General features: G+C 54.5%; 14 protein-coding genes. 6 read left to right on the top strand and 8 right to left on the bottom strand.

Annotated features, from left to right (window positions below):
* The first annotated feature begins 87 nt into the window (after positions 1-87).
* The 3 genes from glpE to ACFX4O_RS11950 are packed head-to-tail and all read left to right on the top strand — an operon-like array spanning position 88 to position 2,082.
* A complete protein-coding gene (gene glpE / locus ACFX4O_RS11960) occupies positions 88-417 on the top strand; it encodes a thiosulfate sulfurtransferase GlpE (protein WP_131411903.1) in 330 nt (109 codons plus the stop codon).
* A 58-nt stretch (positions 418-475) separates the two neighbouring features.
* Positions 476-1,306, top strand: coding sequence for a rhomboid family intramembrane serine protease GlpG (gene glpG / locus ACFX4O_RS11955; protein WP_131411905.1), 831 nt, complete (start codon positions 476-478; stop codon positions 1,304-1,306).
* A 17-nt stretch (positions 1,307-1,323) separates the two neighbouring features.
* Positions 1,324-2,082: a DeoR/GlpR family transcriptional regulator gene (locus ACFX4O_RS11950; protein WP_017459542.1), complete on the top strand. Its 759-nt coding sequence runs from the start codon at positions 1,324-1,326 to the stop codon at positions 2,080-2,082.
* Positions 2,083-2,100: 18 nt separating this feature from the next.
* Here ACFX4O_RS11950 and malT read toward each other — a convergent pair whose 3' ends face one another.
* Positions 2,101-4,806: an HTH-type transcriptional regulator MalT gene (gene malT, locus ACFX4O_RS11945; RefSeq protein WP_380209756.1), complete on the bottom strand. Its 2,706-nt coding sequence runs from the start codon at positions 4,804-4,806 to the stop codon at positions 2,101-2,103.
* A 606-nt stretch (positions 4,807-5,412) separates the two neighbouring features.
* Here malT and malP point away from each other — a divergent pair.
* Entirely contained in the window at positions 5,413-7,806 is a 2,394-nt protein-coding gene (gene malP / locus ACFX4O_RS11940; protein ID WP_380209758.1) for a maltodextrin phosphorylase, read from the top strand.
* 9 nt (positions 7,807-7,815) lie between these two features.
* Positions 7,816-9,906 (top strand): 4-alpha-glucanotransferase, encoded by a 2,091-nt coding sequence (gene malQ, locus ACFX4O_RS11935; protein WP_380209760.1) that lies wholly within the window; start codon positions 7,816-7,818, stop codon positions 9,904-9,906.
* Positions 9,907-9,950: 44 nt separating this feature from the next.
* Here malQ and gntT read toward each other — a convergent pair whose 3' ends face one another.
* From gntT to gntX, 4 genes are all read right to left on the bottom strand, one after another.
* Positions 9,951-11,267 carry a gluconate transporter gene (gntT, locus tag ACFX4O_RS11930; protein WP_380209762.1) on the bottom strand — a complete coding sequence of 439 codons (1,317 nt, stop codon included), beginning with the start codon at positions 11,265-11,267 and terminating at the stop codon, positions 9,951-9,953.
* A 3-nt stretch (positions 11,268-11,270) separates the two neighbouring features.
* Positions 11,271-11,492 carry a hypothetical protein gene (locus tag ACFX4O_RS11925; RefSeq protein ID WP_380221816.1) on the bottom strand — a complete coding sequence of 74 codons (222 nt, stop codon included), beginning with the start codon at positions 11,490-11,492 and terminating at the stop codon, positions 11,271-11,273.
* Between the two features lie 135 nt (positions 11,493-11,627).
* Complete coding sequence (gene nfuA / locus ACFX4O_RS11920; protein ID WP_131411915.1) at positions 11,628-12,203, bottom strand: Fe-S biogenesis protein NfuA; 576 nt, start codon at positions 12,201-12,203, stop codon at positions 11,628-11,630.
* A gap of 58 nt (positions 12,204-12,261) precedes the next feature.
* On the bottom strand, positions 12,262-12,945 hold the full coding sequence (gene gntX, locus ACFX4O_RS11915) for a DNA utilization protein GntX (RefSeq protein WP_380209765.1): 684 nt from the start codon (positions 12,943-12,945) through the stop codon (positions 12,262-12,264).
* Between the two features lie 38 nt (positions 12,946-12,983).
* On the opposite strand from gntX, the gene bioH reads away from it, so the two are divergent.
* The gene (bioH, locus tag ACFX4O_RS11910; RefSeq protein WP_380209766.1) at positions 12,984-13,757 is read left to right on the top strand and encodes a pimeloyl-ACP methyl ester esterase BioH; all 774 of its coding nucleotides are present in this window, start codon (positions 12,984-12,986) and stop codon (positions 13,755-13,757) included.
* Here the strand turns inward: bioH and feoC are convergent.
* The 3 genes from feoC to feoA are packed head-to-tail and all read right to left on the bottom strand — an operon-like array spanning position 13,754 to position 16,583.
* Positions 13,754-13,993 (bottom strand): [Fe-S]-dependent transcriptional repressor FeoC, encoded by a 240-nt coding sequence (gene feoC, locus ACFX4O_RS11905; RefSeq protein ID WP_380209768.1) that lies wholly within the window; start codon positions 13,991-13,993, stop codon positions 13,754-13,756. The genes bioH and feoC overlap by 4 nt on opposite strands.
* 11 nt (positions 13,994-14,004) lie before the next feature.
* Complete coding sequence (feoB, locus tag ACFX4O_RS11900) at positions 14,005-16,323, bottom strand: Fe(2+) transporter permease subunit FeoB (protein ID WP_131411923.1); 2,319 nt, start codon at positions 16,321-16,323, stop codon at positions 14,005-14,007.
* 32 nt (positions 16,324-16,355) lie between these two features.
* The gene (feoA, locus tag ACFX4O_RS11895; RefSeq protein ID WP_017459530.1) at positions 16,356-16,583 is read right to left on the bottom strand and encodes a ferrous iron transporter A; all 228 of its coding nucleotides are present in this window, start codon (positions 16,581-16,583) and stop codon (positions 16,356-16,358) included.
* Positions 16,584-16,921 lie beyond the last annotated feature (338 nt).

Below are 16,921 nucleotides of genomic sequence, written 5' to 3'. Positions count from 1 at the left end.
TATGCATAACATAATGGCGCTAACCCGCCGTCACGACGTACACTTGACGGCAGGATAGCCATTTATTGTGTCAATTAAGAGAACGTCATGGATCACTTTGAGTGTATTAACGTAGAAGAAGCCCACCAAAAATTGCACCAGCAACAGGCCGTACTGGTGGATATTCGCGATCCGCAGAGCTTTGCGATGGGCCATACGCCAGGCGCGTTTCATTTAACCAACGACACGCTGGGCGCGTTTATGCGTGATAACGACTTCGACACGCCGGTGATGGTGATGTGCTATCACGGCAACAGCAGTAAAGGCGCTGCGCAATATCTGTTGCAGCAGGGCTACGATCAGGTCTACAGCGTGGACGGCGGTTTCGACGCCTGGCATCGGCACTTTCCGTCAGAAGTGATGCACGGTGCGCTGTAGGCATTACGCTCGTCTTCGGTATACTGTCTTTTTTTGTAGGGACTAAACGACGCCTGCCATGTTGATGATTACCTCTTTTTCCAACCCTCGCGTCGCCCAGGCGTTTGTGGACTATATGCAGACCCAGGGTGTGATCCTCACTCTTCAACACCATCAGCAAAGCGATGTCTGGCTGGCAGATGAAAGCCAGGCAGAACGCGTACGCAGCGAACTGGCGCGTTTTATGGAAAACCCTGGCGACCCGCGTTACCTGGCGGCGAGCTGGCAATCCGGCCAAATCGATAGTGGCTTGCACTATCGCCGCTTTCCCTTGCGGGCGGCGCTGCGTGAGCGTGGCGGGCCATTAACGCTGCTGATGTCGGCGCTGTGCATTGTTGTGTTTGTGATGATGAACATCATCGGCGATCAAACGGTAATGATGTGGCTTGCCTGGCCGTGGGATGCAAGCGTGCAGTTTGAAGTCTGGCGCTACTTTACCCATGCGATAATGCACTTTTCGCTGGTGCACATCATCTTCAACCTTTTCTGGTGGTGGTATCTTGGCGGCATGGTTGAAAAACGGCTGGGCACCGGAAAATTGGTGGTCATTACCCTCATTAGCGCCTTATTGAGCGGTTTTGTGCAGCACCAGCTTACCGGCCCGTGGTTTGGCGGCTTATCCGGCGTGGTTTACGCGCTAATTGGCTATGCCTGGCTGCGCGGTATACGCGACCCGGAATCGCAGATTGCGTTACCTAACGGATTGTTTATCTTCACGGTGGTGCTGATGATAGCGGAGTGGTTCGGTTTGACCGGCTTCGCGATTGCTAACGGCGCACACACGGCGGGGATGGTGATTGGGCTGGCGATGGCGCTGGTCGACACAAGAAATGTGCGAAAACGAACATAATTATCCAGGGACAATTCATGAAACAAACACAGCGTCATGACGCAATTATTGAACTGGTTAAACAGCAGGGATACGTCAGTACCGAAGAGTTAGTCGAGCAATTTTCCGTTAGTCCACAAACGATTCGCCGCGATCTGAACGATCTGGCGGATCAGAATAAAATTTTGCGTCATCACGGTGGTGCGGCGTTGCCATCAAGCTCGGAAAACACCTCCTGGCACGATCGCAAAGCGACACAAACGGCGGAAAAAGAACGTATTGCCCGCAAAGTGGCAGAACAAATTCCCAACGGCGCCACGCTCTTTATTGATATTGGCACCACGCCGGAAGCGGTCGCTCATGCGCTGCTCAACCACAGTGATTTACGCATCGTCACCAACAACCTGAACGTCGCCAATACATTAATGAAAAAAGACGACTTTCGGGTGATTCTGGCGGGCGGCGAGCTTCGCAGTCGGGACGGCGGCATTGTGGGCGAGGCGACGCTCGATTTTATCTCTCAATTCCGCCTCGATTTCGGCATCCTCGGCATTAGCGGCATTGATGCGGATGGCTCATTACTGGAGTTTGATTACCATGAAGTACGTACCAAACGGGCGATCATTGAAAACTCGCGCCATGTGATGCTGGTGGTGGATCACTCGAAGTTTGGTCGTAACGCGATGGTCAATATGGGCAGTATCAGCATGGTGGACGCGGTTTACACCGATACAATGCCACCTGCAAGCGTGGTGCAGGTGATTACCAGCAACAACGTGCAACTGGAGTTGTGTTAAACCGCCTTTCGGCGGTTTTTACACCCCGTAACCCATTATCTTCAAAAGCTGCTGCGCATGCTGAACCGCATCCTGGCGATGGGCGACGCCGAGCTTCTGATAGAGATTGCGGATATGGGTTTTAATGGTCGTCGCCGCGACGGCCAGCTCGCCCGCAATCTGTTCATTGCTGTAGCCAGAATAAATCAGCCCCAGCACCTGCCACTCGCGCTGGGTCAGCGGGCTGGTGCGGATCAATTCCGGTACTTCAGGGTGAGTTAGCAGCCGTTCGACAAAGTTCTCATCAAAATGCGCGAACTTGTGACGGTGATGCTGATTGATATCGCGCAAAATACGCTGGGCGCGATGCTGATCCAGTTCCGGCAGCGTATTAAGCTGAATTAACTGACGCAATTGCTGCGCCATTGCTTCACCTTCAATCACGAAGTGGCTGATAAACCCGGTGCGGTTAGCCAGTTGCAATGCCTCAAGCAACACCCGCTGCGCGTCATTTTTACGTCCCGCCTGCCAGTAAAGCTGGTTCAACAGCAGCAGGTTGCGGTTGATATCGCTCATCAGTCGCAGGCTGCGGGCATTTTCGTTTAACTCTTCAAGCACCATCTCCGCCGGGTCGAAATCACCGAGCAGAATCTGCGCGCGGGCAATATTACGCCACTGGCTTTGCAGAAAATGGTTATTGGCAAATTCAGGTTTAGGCGTCTGGCGCAGCCACTGGGCGGCCGCTTTTTTATCGCCGGTCATTTGCCAGTAGATCACCCGCACTTTGTCGGCGTTTGATACCCAGTCGCTATGGTATTGACCATTGCCGAGTAAATTTTCCAGCCGGTGCAGGTGGCTGCGGGCATTATCCAGATCGCCGCGCGCCAGCGAGTTTTGCACCAGCAACGCCAGACACTGCAATTGTTGCTGCGGTTGCAGAGCGGAAAGCACCTCCATACCCTGGCGCGCCGCTGCTTCGGACTCGTCCAGCCTTGCCCACGCCCACAACAGTTGCGCGCGGATGCGCAGCAAAAATTCATGCATCGGCAGCTGTTCAAGATGCTGTTCACGGATAAGCGAGAACGCCTTCTCTTGCATCTCCCAGGCGGCTTGCAGGAAGCCCTGGGCGAACAGAATTTCGCTTTGCTGAATAAGGCTCCACAACGCGTAGTGCCAGACATCATGGCGACGCGCCATCTGCTCGGTTTGCTGCATGACCGACAGCGAATTGGTCAGCTCGCCTTTGCAGTGCAGCACTTCGCCGTGGACCGAGGTGGCCACTATGCGGCTGTAGTAATTTGCCAGCGGCAACTCTTCAAGCGCCACCATCGCCAGCCGTTCGGCTTCCACCGGGTCACCATCGTTGATAGCCACCTGCGCGCGCAAGGCATTGAAATCACCGTGCAGCGAGGCGTCCATTTGCGTGGTCATCTCCTGTTCAGCGCGCGCCAAAAGGGTATTCACTTCACTGTAGCGGTGCTGGCTTTGCATCAGCCAGGCTTGCAGCAGCACCAGGCGAGGGTTTTCCAGCAGGCTTTCCCACGGCAGCGCTTTTAGCGACTCTTCCAGCACGCTCAGCTCGCTGTGGTTAAAGAGCCCCCAGGCGTGATGCAGCAGAATATCGCGCAGCATAATGCCATCGCCCGCCGCCAGCGCATGGTGAATGGCCTCGCTCGGGAAGCCTTGCGCCATCCAACTCTCCGCTGCCGCGCGGTGAATATCCGGTAATTCTGTCGCCAGTTCCCACTGGCAACGCTGGCGCAGGAAGCTGCCAAACAGCGGGTGGTAGCTAAACCATTCGCCGGAATCGTCCATCCGTTGCAGGAACAGGCCCTGGCGCTCAATCTCTTCCAGCCGCATCTGTCCGTTCTCTTCGCCGGTCACGCGCACAATCAGCGCGTCGTTCATAGAACGCAGCAGCGCGCTTTTGAGCAGGAAATGACGGGTATCGACATCGACATTATCCAGCACTTCATCAACCAGATAATCCGATAAATGGGTGGCGTTAATGCCCGCCAGGCGACGCGCAGACTGATGTGGAGCGCTGTGGTTTTGCCGGGCGGAAAGCGCGATAAGCTGGAGTGCTGTTGCCCAACCGGCTACGTCGTCACACAGGCGGCTGCTCTCTGCCGCTTCAATAGGGGAGGTCAGGCGACAGTCGAAGAACTGTTTGGCTTCCTGGTGGGTAAAGGCAAGCTGGTGGCTGCCAATTTCCAGTAACTGCTCGCGCACACGTAAATTAGCGATGCCTAACTGCGGCAAGTTGCGCGACAGCACAATCAGCGTCAGGTTTTCTGGCTGATGGCGTAAGAAAAAGCGCATCGCATCGTGGATCACCGGGTTGGTGACGAGATGGTAATCATCGATCACCAGATACAACGGGCGCTGCCATTCGGTCAGCTCAATAAATAGCTGTGAAAAGAGCGACGGCAGGCTGGCGTACTGGCGCTTTTGCGCCATCATTTCACTGCTGACGCAGTGCCCGCCCGTCGCCTGCTGAACGGCGGCAATAAAATAGCTGGCAAATCGTTCTTGCTGGTTGTCTCCTTCATCCAGCGAGTACCAGCCAACGTCGTTCTTACCTGCTGCCCACTGTGAAATGAGCGTGGTTTTGCCGTAACCCGCAGGGCTGGTTACCAGCGCAAGCCGATAATTGTTGGCGCCGGAAAGTTTAGCCAGCAGCCGTTCCCGAACCACCGTGTGGTCGAGACGAACCGGGCGACTTAATTTGGACGGAATCAACATAGTTATCACTTCACTGTGCGAAAAAACGGAGGGGGCGATTTTTTTTGCGCTTCGTAATTAATAGTAATAAGGTCGGCCAGATGAAGAAATATTGCAAGTTATGTCCGAATCTGGCGATTGTGAATTTGCACCATGTCACATTTCTATTTATGTCGCGAATAAATAAAGCACAATAATGGCAAAAGGCGAGGAAGCAGGACTGGCGGGCTACGGCGGCAAGGATTCGTAATACAATCGGCAACTATAAGGTCTTTATTAGAAATATTAAGACATTGGCTGACATAAACGCACAAATAGCAAAAAACGAACAATTCCATTCACCGAAATATTATTTCGCCAAATTTTCACTGGTCAGCAATACTTATTCTCTCCGAAACGTCATTTCATTTTTCCTGCAAGCAGGATGAATTTCTCATGCTTTGTTGCTGCTTTTTTGATTGAATAATGTTCAAAAAAGACGCTACCTTTAGGTGGCGGCGATCACACTTTTCGCTCATCCCCGCCACTCCTCCCCGGCTAATCCCTGGCAGGATGAGGAAGTCACCTGTTGAGCCAGGCACACTATCGCAAACGTCGATCTACTTCATTACAGGACCCGGATTCTTTATGTCAAAGCCAACGTTTAATAAAGCGGAATTTGAAACGGCTCTTACGCGCCAGTGGCAGCGTTTTGGGGTTCAGGCCGCGAATGACATGACAACCCATCAATGGTGGCAAGCGGTCAGCGGTGCGCTGGCGGAATTGTTGGCGGCGCAGCCCGCACCCAAAGCGGCGAAAAAGCAGCGTCACGTCAACTATATCTCCATGGAGTTTTTGATTGGTCGCCTGACCGGCAACAATTTGTTGAATTTGGGCTGGTATCAGGGTGTCGGCGAGGTGCTGCAACACCACAACATTAATTTGACCGACCTGCTGGAAGAGGAGATCGATCCGGCGCTCGGCAACGGCGGTTTAGGACGCCTGGCGGCTTGCTTCCTCGATTCGATGGCCACCGTTGGTCAGTCGGCCACCGGTTACGGTCTGAACTATCAATACGGTTTGTTCCGCCAGTCTTTTGTTGACGGGCAACAACACGAAGCGCCGGACGACTGGCACCGCCGCAGCTACCCATGGTTTAGCCATAACGAACAACTGGACGTGCAAGTTGGGATTGGCGGTAAAGTCAGCAAAGAAGGGCACTGGCAACCCGCTTTTACGTTGATTGGTGAAGCCTGGGATCTGCCAGTCATCGGCTATCGCAATGGCGTAACACAGCCACTGCGCCTGTGGCAGGCGACGCACGCGCACCCGTTTAACCTTACCAAATTTAACGATGGCGATTTTCTGCGTGCCGAACAAACCGGTATTGATGCGGAAAAGCTCACCAAAGTGCTCTACCCGAATGACAACCATCAGGCGGGCAAAAAGCTGCGTCTGATGCAGCAATATTTCCAGTGTGCCTGTTCGATAGCCGATATTCTGCGCCGCCATCATCTTGCGGGGCGCAAGTTGGCGCAACTGCCGGACTATGAAGTTATTCAACTGAACGATACGCATCCGACCATCGCCATTCCTGAGCTGCTGCGGGTATTGCTCGATGAACATCAACTGAGCTGGGATGATGCGTGGGCGATCACCAGCCGCACTTTCGCCTATACCAACCATACGTTAATGCCTGAAGCGCTGGAGTGCTGGGACGAAACGCTGGTGAAAGCGCTGCTGCCGCGCCATATGCAAATCATTAAGCAGATTAACGACAAATTTAAAGTGCTGGTCGAGCAAACCTGGCCGGGCGACAAAGCGGTGTGGGCGAAGCTGGCGGTCGTGCATCACAAACAGGTGCGCATGGCGAACCTGTGCGTGGTCGGCGGTTTTGCGGTCAACGGTGTTGCGGCGCTGCACTCGGATCTGGTGGTGAAAGACCTGTTCCCGGAATACCACCAACTGTGGCCGGGCAAATTCCATAACGTCACCAATGGCATCACCCCACGCCGCTGGATCAAACAGTGCAACCCGCAACTGGCTGCGCTGCTTGATAAGACGCTGAAAAAAGAGTGGGCCAACGATCTCGACCAGTTGATTAACCTGGAGAAATACGCCGACGATGCGGCGTTTCGCAAACAGTACCGCGAGATTAAGCAGCACAACAAACAGCAACTGGCAGCGTTTGTGAAAGCGCGTACCGGCATAGACATTAACCCGCAGGCGCTGTTCGATATTCAAATCAAGCGCTTGCACGAGTACAAACGCCAGCATCTTGGTTTGCTGCATATCATCGCGCTGTATAAAGAGATCCGCGAAAACCCGCAAGCCGACCGCGTGCCGCGCGTGTTCCTGTTTGGCGCGAAAGCCGCGCCGGGTTACTACTTGGCGAAAAACATCATCTTTGCCATCAATAAAGTGGCGGAAGTGATTAATCACGACGCCAGCATTGGCGACAAACTGAAGGTTGTCTTCCTGCCGGATTACTGTGTCTCGGCGGCGGAAAAATTGATTCCGGCGGCGGATGTTTCCGAGCAGATCTCCACGGCCGGTAAAGAGGCGTCCGGTACCGGAAACATGAAGCTGGCACTGAACGGTGCGTTGACTGTCGGTACGCTGGACGGTGCCAACGTCGAGATTGCCGAGCAGGTGGGCGAGGAGAATATCTTTATCTTCGGTAACACCGTTGAGCAGGTGAAGGCGCTGAAAGCGAAAGGTTACGACCCGCTGAAGTGGCGCAAAAAAGACAAGCTTCTGGATGCGGTGCTGAAAGAGCTGGAAAGCGGTAAATACAGCGATGGCGATAAACACGCATTCGACCAGATGCTGCACAGTATCGGCAAACAGGGCGGCGACCCGTATCTGGTGCTGGCGGATTTCGCTGATTACGTGGCCGCGCAAAAACGTGTCGATGTGCTCTACCGCGACCAGGAAGCCTGGACGCGCGCCGCGATCCTGAATACTGCGCGTTGCGGAATGTTTAGCTCCGACCGTTCGATTCGCGATTATCAAACCCGTATCTGGCAGGCTAAACGCTAAGGAAGGGCGATGGAGAGTAAACGTCTGGAACAGGCCGCGCTGGCGGCGGGGATCAGCCCAAACTACATCAATGCGCACGGTAAACCGCAATCCATTACCGTACAAACCAAGCAGCGCTTGCTGGATGCAATGCATCCAGCGCCTGCGGTGGCGGTCAGCGCGCCACCAGTGCCAGTGGTGCAAGTGTTTATCCATGGCAAGAAAAAGGTGCTGCCGGTTGTCGGTAAAGGTGATTTCCAATGGCAACTCACCACGGAAACGGGCAAGCAATACCAGGGCGACGCGCGCGGTGGTGCTAATTTGCCACTGCCCACTGGTCTGCCGCTGGGTTATCACACGCTAACTGTGACGCAGAAAAATCAGCATTGGCAGTGCCGGGTGATTATCGCGCCGGCGCGTTGTTATGAACCTCAGGCGCTGCTCGACGGTAAGAAACTATGGGGCGCATGTGTGCAGCTCTACACCCTGCGTTCTGAGAGTAACTGGGGGATTGGCGATTTCGGCGATCTGAAAAAGATGCTCGGCGAGGTTGCTAGCCGCGGCGGCGCGTTTATCGGGCTCAACCCGATTCATGCGCTCTATCCGGCGAACCCGGAGAGCGCCAGCCCGTACAGCCCGTCATCGCGCCGCTGGTTGAATGTTATCTATATCGATGTCAATGCGGTGGCGGATTTCCGCGACAGCGAAGAGGCGCAGGCCTGGTGGAACCTGTCCACGACGCGCGAAACGCTGCAAGCCGCCCGTGATGCACAGTGGGTGGATTACGCCACCGTTACAGCGCTGAAACTGGAGGCGTTGCGCATGGCGTGGCTGCGCTTCCGCCAGCGCGCGGAGAGCGATGAGCAGGTTGTGGCGTTTCAGCGCTTTGTGCAGCAGGAAGGTGAAAGCCTTTACTGGCAAGCAGCGTTCGATGCCATTCATGCCAATCAGGTGAAGGAAGATGCGCTGCGCTGGGGCTGGCCGGTGTGGCCGGAAGGATTCCAGAACACGCATAGCCCAAAGGTGAAAGCGTTCTGCAAAGAGCATGTGGATGAGGTGAATTTCTACCTGTGGCTGCAATGGCTGGCTTACACCCAGTTCGCCGATTGCTGGCAAACCAGCCAGGGGTACGCGATGCCGATTGGTCTGTACCGCGACCTGGCGGTGGGTGTTGCGGAAGGTGGCGCAGAAACCTGGTGCGATCGCGAGCTGTATTGCCTGAAGGCATCCGTCGGTGCGCCGCCAGATATTCTGGGCCCGCTGGGGCAAAACTGGGGCCTACCGCCGATGGATCCTCATGTGATCCACGCTCGTGCTTATGCGCCATTTATCGATCTGCTGCGTGCCAACATGGAAAATTGCGGTGCGCTGCGTATTGATCATGTGATGTCGATGCTGCGTCTGTGGTGGATCCCGTACGGTGAAACGGCGGATCACGGCGCGTATGTGCAGTACCCAGTCGATGACTTGCTCGCGATTCTCGCGCTGGAAAGCCAGCGTCATCAGTGCATGGTGATTGGTGAAGATCTGGGGACCGTACCGGTGGAGATCGTCGGTAAACTGCGCAGCAGCGGCGTTTACTCTTACAAAGTGCTCTACTTCGAAAACGATCATGAAAAAACATTCCGCGCACCGCAGTCGTATCCGCAACAGTCAATGGCGGTGGCGACAACGCATGATCTCCCTACGCTGCGCGGCTACTGGGAAAGCGTCGATTTGACGCTCGGTAAAACGTTGGGACTTTATCCTGATGAGGTTGTTTTACGCGGCTTGTATCAGGATCGCGAACTGGCGAAACAGGGGCTGCTCGATGCGCTTCATCAGTACGGCTGTTTGCCGCAGCGCGCCGGACATAAAGCCTCACGTACACCAATGACATCGGTGCTCAATCGTGGAATGCAGCGTTATATCGCCGACAGCAACAGCGCGCTGTTGGGGCTGCAACCGGAAGACTGGCTGGATATGGCCGGGCCGGTAAATATTCCAGGCACCAGCTATCAGTATAAAAACTGGCGGCGGAAGCTGGCGGTGTCGCTGGAGGCGATGTTTGCCGATGAAAAGGTCAATAAGTTATTAAAAGATCTCGCCCGACGTCGCAAAACGGCGGCAAAACGGAAATAAAAAAAGGCCCGGTTATCCGGGCCTTTTCACGTGCAGCGACTGAATTAAACCACCATGCCCAACAGCAGGCAGCCAACCAGACCGCAAACGGAAATGATGGTTTCCAGCGCCGACCAGGAGCGCATGGTCTCGCCGATGGTCAGGTTGAAATACTCTTTGAACAGCCAGAAACCCGGATCGTTAACGTGAGAGAAAATCACGCTACCGGAACCGACCGCAATCACCATCAATTCCGGGCTCACACCTGTGGTGGCAATCAGCGGCGCCGCAATGCCACCGGCGGTGATTGCCGCAACGGTCGCGGAACCCAGCGCAATACGCAGCACTGCGGCAATTGACCACGCCATAAACAGCGGGGAGAGATTGGTGGAATGCATCATTGAGGCGATGTATTTATCTACGCCGCTATCAACCAGAACCTGTTTGAACGCACCGCCACCGCCGATGATCAGCAGCATCATGGCGATGATTTTGATGGAGCTGGTCAGCGTTTCGTTGATGTCGTCCATCGAACGGCCACGGTTCAGACCGAAAGTGAAGACGGCAATCAGCACCGCAATCATGGTGGCCATGACCGGGTCGCCGAAGAACTCTGCGTAAGGCAGCAGCGCGTGGCCTTTCGGCAGCAGCATTTCTGCTACCGCACGCAGCGCCATCAGAACTACCGGTACCAGTGACGTCCAGACGCTGACGCCAAAGCCCGGCATCTCTTCTTCAGTGAAGGTTTTCGCGTTGTAGAGACCTTCCGGGATCGGTTTATCAATGCTTTTCAGGAAACGTGCATAGACCGGGCCAGCCAGGATCACGGTTGGGATACCGAGCAGCGTACCGTAGAGCAGCGTTTTGCCCATATCAGCATGGAAAATGGTCGCAATCGCCGTTGGACCAGGGTGCGGAGGCAGGAAGCCGTGCGTCACTGACAGCGCTGCCGCCATCGGCACACCGACATACAGCAGCGGAATACGCGCGGACGCCGCGATGGTGAATACCAGCGGCAGCAGCAGTACGAAACCAACTTCATAGAACAGCGCGAAACCGACGGTAAAACCGGTCAGCACTACTGCCCATTGAATGTATTGGCGACCAAACTTTTCAATAAGCGTTGTGGCAATGCGCTGTGCACCGCCGCAGTCCGCCAGCATTTTGCCGAGCATGGCACCAAAGCCCATGATCAGCGCAAGGCTGCCCAGCGTACCGCCGACACCATTTTTAATGGATTTAATAACGGCATCGAGCGGCATGCCCTGCATCATCCCCACGGCGAGCGCCACGAGGATCAGAGCGATAAATCCGTTCAGTTTGAAGCGGATCATTAACAGGAGTAAGAGAGCAACACCGATAGCGACAATGACTAATGGCATGATTTACCTGGCCTTTAATTTGTTATGGGTAACGTCAGTGTTTCTGGCAGCCGCTGAAAATTCCCGAAAGAGGAAAGAGCGAGCTGCGGCACCGTTGCGGCTGACATCCATTGCTAAAAATTGTAGTCGGATGTTTTTTAAGTTGTCGGTGCTGACAGGAATGATACGGGTAACATCTATAAAAAGAGAATCACTCTGGCGATCTAAATGTAAGATCTGAGACATGCGTCATATTAACGCCGGGAAACTAAACACCAGGGAAAAGGGAAATAGGGGCAGGGAGATACGGGTAACACAAGGAGTAACTTTGTAGACCCGGCAAGCAGAACGCCGCCGGGCAATCTACAGCAGAAAGCAGGCTTAGTAGTAAGAGTGCTCGCCGCGCTGGTGCTCGGTCAGATCGCGCACGCCTTTCAGCTCCGGGAACTCGGTCAGCAGCTGCTTTTCGATACCCTCTTTCAGCGTGACGTCGACCATGGAGCAACCGTTACAGCCGCCGCCAAACTGCAGGATGGCGTAACCTTCATCGGTGATCTCCATCAGCGAAACACGACCGCCGTGACCAGCCAGTTGCGGGTTGATTTGTGACTGCAGCAAATACTCCACGCGCTCCATCAGCGGTGCGTCGTCGGATACTTTACGCATTTTGGCGTTCGGCGCTTTCAGCGTCAGCTGGGAACCCAACTGGTCGGTGACAAAATCGATTTCCGCATCTTCCAGATACGGCGCGCTCAGCTCATCGACATAGGCAACCAGTTGTTCAAACTTCAGCGCGGTGTCGGTGGCTTCAACCGCGTCCGGCGGGCAATACGAGACGCCGCACTCAGCGTTTGGCGTGCCTGGGTTAATCACAAATACGCGGATTTGTGTCCCTTCTTCCTGATTTGCCAACAGTTTGACAAAGTGCGCTTGGGCAGCGTCGGAAATACGGATCATAGCAATGGCCTAATAGTTGACTATTTTACTTGGTTATAATACGCCCATCATCGAGGGTCTACAAGGTTCGACACAGGCACCAGACCTGAACAGTTGCTGCGCCGCTGCGTAAAAGCAGCCGGGTGATTTCCGCAACGGTGCTGCCAGTTGTGACGACATCATCCACCACGACGATATGGAGACCAGCGACCGGCAATTCAAGATGAAAGGCATTTTTCAGGTTCTGTTTGCGCAAACGGGCGTTGAGTTGGTGCTGAACAGGCGTTGCCCGCACCCGGCGCAGCGCGACGGAAGCGTATGGGCATTGCAACCAATGCGTCAGCGCCCGGCACAGCAGATCACTTTGATTAAACCCTCTGCGCCACTGGCGACGTGCATGCAGCGGTACGCTGAGGATCAGATCCGGCCTCTGCCAGTTCCCGCTGCGGCGCGCGTTTAACACGGCTAACAGCAGCAGACGTGCCAGCGCGCGGGCAATTTCCGGGCGAGGCAAAAATTTAAACTGCTGCACCAGCGGGCTAAGCGGTGGCGCGTAACGGCTGACGGCAATCAGCCGCTGCCAGGGCGGTGGTTTTTGCAGACAGCGCCCGCAGAGCATGTCGTCGCGAGCGGCAGGTAAACCGCACAAAGGGCAAACTTTTTCGCGCACTTTCATGACGCGCGTGCAGCTTGAACAGATTCCCCACTGGCTCAGCATCAATGGCATTCCACATAGCCAGCATAAGCCCGGCACTGTTAGCATGTGCCACCTCCTTGTGTGAAAGAAGAGAACGATAGCTGATGAAGAACATCTGGTGGCAAACCAAAGGCGAGGGAAATTGTCATCTTGTGCTGCTGCACGGATGGGGGCTGAATGCTCAGGTCTGGGATTGCATTACGCCGGAACTGAGTTCGCAATTTACGCTGCATTTAGTGGATTTGCCGGGCTATGGCAGAAGCGAAGGGTTTGGCGCACTGGCGCTGCCGCAGATGGCAGAAATTGTGTTATCTCACGCGCCCCAGCAGGCAATTTGGCTGGGCTGGAGCCTGGGCGGTTTGGTGGCGAGCCAGATTGCGTTGCAATCACCCGAACGCGTCAGCGCGCTGGTTACGGTTGCCTCATCGCCCTGTTTTAGCGCGCAGGGGGATTGGGCAGGTATCAAGCCAGCGGTGCTGGCCGGTTTCCAGCAGCAATTGAGTGAGGATTTTCAGCGTACCGTTGAGCGTTTCCTGGCATTGCAGACGCTCGGCACCGAAACCGCAAGGCAGGATGCTCGCCAGCTTAAAAATGCGGTGCTGTCGCTTCCGATGCCACCAACGGAAGTACTGAATGGTGGGCTGGAGATTTTAAAAACGGTGGATTTACGCGAAGCGCTTGGTGGACTGACGCTGCCATTTTTGCGTATGTATGGCCGCCTTGACGGGTTGGTGCCACGTAAAATCGTCCCGTTATTGGATGATATGTGGCCGCAGAGCGAGTCGTTGATCTTCCCGAAAGCGGCACATGCGCCGTTTGTTTCACACCCTGATGAATTCTGCGATGCGTTGCTGGCGCTGAAAGCCAGGCTCGTTTAACGCAGCGCCCACCATTCGCGGGAACAGGCGCTTTTCCCTTCCGGGCACTGTTTGCAGCTACCGGTTAAACAACCGGTAGCCTCTTCCTGAATACGCACCACTTTGCCCATGGCTTCCATACGATCGAGCATGGCGTCGATCATTGCACGCGGCGTGTGTAATGCGGCGCTCAGTTGCTGAGCCTCCATTCGGCCTTGCAACGCCAACAAGTCGCGCACTTCAATTAACGACGCCATTTTGTTGCTCCTTAGTGACAATCGCCCGCCGGGCTGTCGCAGCAGCTGGCGGCGGTTTTGCGCGTGGCCAGCAGATTGACATCCACCCGGCTTCTGGCGCGGCGAAGCGCGCTAATCACCACCACGTTAAACAGAAGAACCGCCAGAATGCAGGTCAGACTATAGACCTGATGATCGCTGAAGGTCGCTGTTTGGTAAAAGAGTGTGGCGAGTGAGTAGGCGATATTCAGCCCCCACAGTACCGAGAAACCCATCCAGCCACGGCTGGATTCACGGGCGATAGCACCCATCGCGGTGATGCACGGTACGTAAAGCAGTACAAAAATCAGGTAGCTGTACGCGGCTGCCGCGCTGCCAAATTTTTCGCTCATCACGCCCATGGTGCCGGTCGCCATTTCACCATCGCCTTTGCTGGCTTCGATTGGGTTCGCCAGCACGCTCAGGCTGAACGTTTCTTTTACGCTTTTCGCCGTGTCTTCCAGGGCGGCAATCAGTTCATCCGTCAGGCTAAATTCTGCTGGGTTAAAGGCTTCATGCTCAATATTTTCCGCGGTGTAAAGCGAGTTCAGCGTACCGACGACCACCTCTTTCGCCATTGCGCCAGTGACAAGACCCACTGTGGCTTGCCAGTGATCGCCATGCACACCAATCGGCTCCAGCAGCGGAGTAAATACGCGACTGACAGAAGCCAGCGCGGATTCATCAATTTTGTGTACGGTGCGGCCATCCAGCGAAAAACTGTTCATCGCACTGAGGAAAATGCTGACGATGATAATCACTTTACCCGCGCGGATGACAAAACCTTTCAGGCGCTGCCAGGTTTGCAGCAACAGGCTTTTCAGATGCGGAACGTGGTACACCGGCAGTTCCATCACAAACGGCGATGCTTCACCGCGCAACAGTGTATGTTTCAGCACTAGGCCGGTAAGGATCGCCATCACGATACCGATCACATACAGCGAGAAGACGGTGAGCGCTCCCTGCTGGCCGAAAAAGGCAGCAGCGAAAACAGCGAAAATGGCCAGACGCGCGCCGCAGGACATAAAGGGCGCCATCATAATGGTTATCAGACGTTCACGCGGCGCGTCTAACGTTCGCGCGCCCATCACCGACGGTACGTTGCAGCCGAAACCGACAATCAGCGGTACGAAAGATTTGCCCGGCAGCCCCAGCGATTGCATCAGACGATCCATTACAAACGCGGCGCGTGCCATGTAACCGGAATCTTCAAGGAAGGACATAAACAGGTACATCATGCCGAGCTGCGGCACCAGCGGCAGCACGGTGTTTACACCGCCGCCAATGCCTTGTGCCAGGAATACGGTCAGCCATTCCGGGAAGTGCAGGGTATAACCCAGCCACTGAATACCATGAATAAATATGGCTACCGAGCCCGCATCGAAAATGGGCTGGAATGCGCCGCCGATGTTGATGGCAAACAGAAACATCAGGTACATGACGAACAAAAAGATCGGCAAACCCAAAAAGCGGTTAATGATGATGCGGTCAACTGCGGCGGTGAACTGGCTTGGCTCGGCAGTCAGCGTGTTGCTGACGGTATCGCAAATCGCCGCAATCGACTGGTAACGTGCATCTGCAATATGCAGAGCGGGGTCGTCCATTTCCGTTCCCAGGCGCGCGAGTGAGGCATCCAGTTGCTGTTCGCTTACGCCAGAGTTGGCGCGGCTGTAGATATCGCCTTCCAGCATTTGCAGGCCCATCCAGCGACGCTGCTGCAACGGCACATCGTCGGTCATTTGCTGCGCCAGCGCGTCTGCTTCGCGGGAGAGGGGTTGGGCGTAATGCACCAGCTCAACGTTGTCGTTGTGTTGATGACGGTCGACAGCCATTTTCAACGCTTCAATCCCGCGACCGCGAGTGGAAACCAGCGGGATCACCGGACAACCCAGGCGCGCGGCAAGGCCATCGATATCAATGCGGACTTTCTGTTTTTCCGCAATATCCAGCATGTTGAGCGCAATAATGCACGGTACGCCAAGCTCCAGCAGTTGTAACGTCAGATAGAGGTTGCGCTCAAGATTCGATGCATCGACAACATTAATCACCAGATCGGCATCACCGCTTAAAATGTAGTGGCAGGCGATCTGCTCATCCAGCGAGGTTTGCGCGGAAATGGTGGTGAGCGAATAGGTTCCAGGAAGATCGACCAGCGTAACGTGGTTGTCGGTGGTGTTGAATTGGCCCTCTTTGCGCTCAACGGTTACGCCGGACCAGTTTCCCACACGCTGACGCGCGCCGGTTAGCTGATTAAATAACGTTGTCTTGCCAGAATTAGGGTTACCAATTAAGCCAATGGTCAATTTTTTCATTTTTACTTACCGCTCTTATAACGACTGGCTGATTAACGAGAAACCGCTTCCAGTTCGAGGAATGCGAGATCTTTCTTCCGTAACACTAAATTAACGCGGCGGGTTTCAATATGAATAGGATCGCCCAGCGGCGCGACGCGTACCACATTAAAAGAGGAGCCGGGCAACATCCCTAATGACAGGAGTTTCTGCCGCCAGGCCGGGCTTATTTCTTGAGAGAAACCGGTGATTTTCCACGCACTGTCTGGAGAGAATTGCATAGAGCCTACTTATTTTCGCTGCGAGCCAAGAGTTATCACGCGCCGTCTGGCGCACTGTTCATCATCGAAGGAGTGGAGAAACAATCTACTGACCCAATGATAATGAGAATAGTTTTTATCATCAATCATAAAAATGCGTTTGCCGGGGGCAGAATTGATAATTTGATTCTCTTTTGACGTAGCTCAAAATTTTGTTGGGTTGTCTATTCTCTGCGTAAAACGAAAAAATATGACCGCCAGGTTAAAAAGATAATCTTTATTTTATAAAGTTAATGATTGTTGAATATTTGTAATATGCGTCGTGCAAAGAAAATAATGCAAAGACCAAAAGTAAAAAT

This window comes from Kosakonia sp. YIM B13571 (assembly GCF_042788095.1).
Taxonomy (GTDB): Bacteria; Pseudomonadota; Gammaproteobacteria; order Enterobacterales; family Enterobacteriaceae; genus Kosakonia; species Kosakonia quasisacchari.
This window is presented reverse-complemented; position numbering and strand designations above follow the sequence as displayed.